Annotated in this window: 6 protein-coding genes; 5 read left to right on the forward strand and 1 reads right to left on the reverse strand. The window is 65.3% G+C overall.

Going from position 1 to position 3,956, the window contains the following annotated elements; all coding sequences use genetic code 11:
* Positions 1–160: 160 nt before the first annotated feature.
* Together thiM and ABZ677_RS27675 are read left to right on the forward strand one after the other, a co-directional pair.
* Positions 161–979, forward strand: coding sequence for a hydroxyethylthiazole kinase (gene thiM, locus ABZ677_RS27670; protein WP_358375271.1), 819 nt, complete (start codon positions 161–163; stop codon positions 977–979).
* Between the two features lie 191 nt (positions 980–1,170).
* The gene (locus ABZ677_RS27675; protein WP_358375274.1) at positions 1,171–1,797 is read left to right on the forward strand and encodes an LppP/LprE family lipoprotein; all 627 of its coding nucleotides are present in this window, start codon (positions 1,171–1,173) and stop codon (positions 1,795–1,797) included.
* Here the strand turns inward: ABZ677_RS27675 and ABZ677_RS27680 are convergent.
* Complete coding sequence (locus tag ABZ677_RS27680) at positions 1,794–2,432, reverse strand: MBL fold metallo-hydrolase (RefSeq protein ID WP_094633007.1); 639 nt, start codon at positions 2,430–2,432, stop codon at positions 1,794–1,796. The two genes, ABZ677_RS27675 and ABZ677_RS27680, sit on opposite strands and share 4 nt — an antisense overlap.
* 100 nt (positions 2,433–2,532) lie before the next feature.
* Here ABZ677_RS27680 and purS point away from each other — a divergent pair, with 100 nt between their 5' ends.
* From purS to ABZ677_RS27695, 3 genes are read left to right on the forward strand one after another with little or no spacing between them, the layout of a single operon-like run.
* Positions 2,533–2,784, forward strand: a complete 252-nt coding sequence (gene purS / locus ABZ677_RS27685) for a phosphoribosylformylglycinamidine synthase subunit PurS (RefSeq protein WP_358375277.1) — start codon at positions 2,533–2,535, stop codon at positions 2,782–2,784.
* Entirely contained in the window at positions 2,781–3,458 is a 678-nt protein-coding gene (purQ, locus tag ABZ677_RS27690; protein WP_094639287.1) for a phosphoribosylformylglycinamidine synthase subunit PurQ, read from the forward strand. Before purS ends, purQ begins: the two co-directional genes overlap by 4 nt.
* Positions 3,459–3,494: 36 nt before the next feature.
* The gene (locus ABZ677_RS27695) at positions 3,495–3,845 is read left to right on the forward strand and encodes a VOC family protein (RefSeq protein ID WP_094739848.1); all 351 of its coding nucleotides are present in this window, start codon (positions 3,495–3,497) and stop codon (positions 3,843–3,845) included.
* Positions 3,846–3,956 lie beyond the last annotated feature (111 nt).

Genomic DNA, 3,956 nt, shown 5'->3' on the forward strand with positions numbered 1-3,956 from the left:
TGATCCTCGGTAAGTGAACTCCGTACACGCATACACACGCTCCCCAGTAGTCGGAACTGAATTCCTCAGTCCAACTTCTGGGGAGCGGTGCACACGGCTCAGACGTATGCAGTGGTCCATTGACGCGAACGGGGTGAGTGCGGTCGTAGACTCGTCAGCGATGAGTAATTCGAGCGTGACCCTGGACGACATCGTTGCCGCACATCGACTTCTGCGCGATCGCAATCCGCTGGTGCAGTGTCTGACCAACACGGTGTCGGTGCAGTTCGTCGCCAACGCGCTGTTGGCCGCAGGGGCCGCGCCGGCGATGGTGGACAACCCCGAGGAAGCGGCCGGCTTCGCCGAGATCGCCGACGCTGTGTTGGTCAATCTCGGAACTCCGACGGCTGCCCAGGTGGAGAGTTCTCGGTTGGCGTCGGCCGCAGCGCGGGCAGCGGGGAAGCCGTGGGTGCTCGATCCGGTGGGAGCAGGCGGTCTGCCGTGGCGAACCCAGGTGGCCGTTGAGCTACTTGCCAACCGGCCCAGCGTCATTCGCGCAAATGCGTCGGAAGTCATGGGACTGGCGGGTGCCGAAGGTGGATCGCGCGGGGTGGATTCGTCTGCACACGTAGCAGATTCGATCGATGCGGCCCGGTCGCTGCTCGACCGGGCCGAGGTCGTGGCGGCGTCGGGGGAGACCGATCACATTCTCGGCCCCGACGGCATGGTGAAGGTGGGCGGCGGAAGCGCACTGCTGCAACGGGTTACGGCTACCGGGTGTGCGCTCGGTGCACTGACGGCTGCCTACTGCTCGGTGTCACCGACTGCACTGATCGGTGCCGTCGCGGCGCACGCGCACGTCGCGGTCGCGTCGGAGATCGCGGCCCGGTCGACGTCGCGGCCGGGGTCTTTCGCAGCCGCGTTCCTCGACGGACTCGACACGGTCGACGAGTCGGCAATTCGTGAATTGGTTCGGCTCGACATCGGCTGGCCTGAATGACGCGCGCTCCAGTGCGCAGCTGGTGCGCCACGATGCCGGAATATCCGCGGGAATGTCGCAAAAGTGCGCGTAGTGGTGCGAAAAATGCAGATCTCTGCGAAGGTAACGCCCTCTTGACTGAAACGTGATGTAACGGAACACGTTTGCGGGCGACATACCTGGCGTCGGACAATACGAACCAGGCGGTCTTCATGAAACGACTTCTGCTCCTCGCTCTCGGTGCATCGGCCCTCGTCGCCTGCGGGGGAGCGGAGCAAGGAACGCCCTCGGCAGCACCGTCCTCGGCCGTTCCGGCGACCACGGCGGCAAGCCCGGCGTCGGTGACACCCGACCCGGCCACCGTCACCGAAGAAGCGCAGCCACAGCGGACCCCACCCGAGGAAGCCGGCGACCTGGTTCCGATGGGCCCACCGGACGCCGAGCCGCAGTGCCTCGATCTGGCGTCGGCACAGGTGACACAGGCCGTGGACTCGCTGCCGCTCGTGTTCGCCGACTCACCGTGGGTCGCCACCGACATGGGTGATCCGTGTGCGTCGTTCACCTGGGTCGAAGCCCTGCCGTACGGCGCGACGGTGAGTTCGCCGACGCATCTACTCTTCTTCCACGACGCCGAGTACTTGGGCACCGCCACGCTCGAGCCGTACGGATACACCTCTGTTGCGGCGCAATCCGCCGACACCGTCACGGTGAACTACCGCTGGCCGCTCGCGAACGATGCGAATGCCAATCCCACCGGCGGCCCGGTGACGATCGACTACGCGTGGGACGGGACGCAGGTGACCATGATCGGCACCCTTCCGCCCGAGGTCACCGGCTAGATCGAGACGGACGATTCCTCGGGAAGCTCGCGGATTTCGGCGTCGGACATCTCCTTGAAGCGGCCGTAGTAGATGCCCCTCGCCTGCTCCGCGACGATGGCCTGGTGGATGGGGAAGGCCATCTTCGGCGCTACCGCACGCAGGAATTCGACTGTCTCGGAGAGCTTCGACCACGGCGCGGCTGCGGGCAGCGCGAGAACCTCGACCTGCTGCTCGGGGACGAACAGCGAGTCACCCGGGTGGAACAGCTGGCCCGGATTCTCCGGTGTGCCGAGCAGGTACCCGGTGTTGTCGATCTCCGGTAGTTCGGGATGGATGACGGCATGGGTGCCGCCCACGCCGGTGACCGTGATGCCGCCGACAGTGAATGCCTTGCCTGCGGGAGCTGCCGCCCACTGGCCGCCCAATTGGCCCGCGGTCATCGGATCGGCATGCAGTGCCGCGCGCGGATTTGCCTCGACGAGAGCGGGAAGACGTTGCAGATCGACGTGATCCGGGTGCTGATGGGTGACGAGGATCGCGTCGAGTCCGGTGATGCCCTCGAACCCGTGGGAGAACGTGCCGGGATCGAACAGCACGGTGGTGCCGTTGAGTTCGACGAGAACGCAGGAATGTCCGAAGTGTGTCAGCCGCATGGGCTCCATAGTAAGCGCGGTTTCGCGCCTCCCGCCAGGGCTGCGTAGACTCCCACCTGCCGGTAACTGTCTTGCTGTACGTATTTCAAGGAGCGCTTTCGTGGCCCGAGTCGTTGTCGATGTCATGCCCAAGGCCGAGATTCTCGATCCCCAGGGTCAGGCGATCGCAGGAGCGCTCGGACGTCTGGGGATCTCCGGCGTGTCCGACGTCCGTCAGGGCAAGCGTTTCGAGCTCGAGGTCGACGACACCGTCGGCGATGCCGAGCTCGAGAAGATCGCCGAATCGCTGTTGGCCAACACGGTCATCGAGGACTGGACGGTCACTCGCGTATCGGTAGAGCCCGCCGCATGAGCGCCCGCGTAGGGGTCATCACCTTCCCCGGGACCCTCGACGACGTCGACGCCTCCCGCGCGGTCACCCTCGCCGGCGGAGAAGCCGTCAGCCTGTGGCATGCCGACGCCGACCTGAAGAACGTCGACGCGATCGTCGTCCCGGGCGGATTCTCGTACGGTGACTACCTGCGAGCCGGTGCCATTGCCCGATTCGCCCCCGTGATGGAGTCCGTCGTCAAGGCTGCCGAAGGCGGTATGCCGGTTCTCGGTATCTGCAACGGATTCCAGGTTCTCTGCGAGGTTGGACTGCTCCCCGGCGCGCTGACTCGCAACGAAGGCCTGCACTTCGTCTGCCGTGATCAGTGGCTGGCAGTGGAGAACACCGATACCGCGTGGTCGTCGCGATACGAGCCCGGTGCCGAGATTCTGATCCCGGTCAAGAATGCCGAAGGTCGGTTCCAGGCACCGCAGAACGTGCTCGACGAGCTCGAGGGTGAGGGCCGGGTCGTCTTCCGATACAGCGGCAGCAACCCGAACGGATCGCAGCGCGGGATCGCCGGCATCTCCTCGGCCAACGGCCGGGTCGTCGGTTTGATGCCGCACCCCGAGCACGCCACCGAGCCACTGACCGGACCGAGCGACGACGGCCTTGGCATCTTCTACTCGGCACTGGACACGATCGTCAACGCCTGACCCGAACTTGTCGGTGGTCGCCGATATCGTGCCGCCATGACACTGACGCTGGGCATGATCACGTTCGACACCACCGACCCCGGACCACTCGCACGCTGGTGGGCGGCGCAGGTCGAGGGCACGATCGTGGAGGAGAACGACGGCTGGTTCTATGTCGTCGAACTCGCTGCGGCACCGTATCGAATGGCCTTCCAGAAGATCGACGACCCGACGCCCGGCAAGAATCGCGTCCACCTCGACATGACCACCGATGACCTCGACGGTGAGGTCGCGCGCCTGATCGAGGCGGGTGCACGTGAGGTTGCGCAACACACCATGGGCGACTTTCGCTGGGTGACCCTGACCGATCCCGACGGCAACGTGTTCTGCGTGTCCGGTTCGCACTGAGTAGCGGATGCCCGCCCAAGCAGTGAACACTGGACACAGGGTCGCTAGGCACCACGATTGACCTACCGCACAAGTGACCGGTGTGTCTTTCCCAAGACGCGTCGTCGCGGT

It is taken from the genome of Rhodococcus sp. NPDC006774, assembly GCF_040636045.1.
GTDB lineage: Bacteria > Actinomycetota > Actinomycetes > Mycobacteriales > Mycobacteriaceae > Rhodococcoides.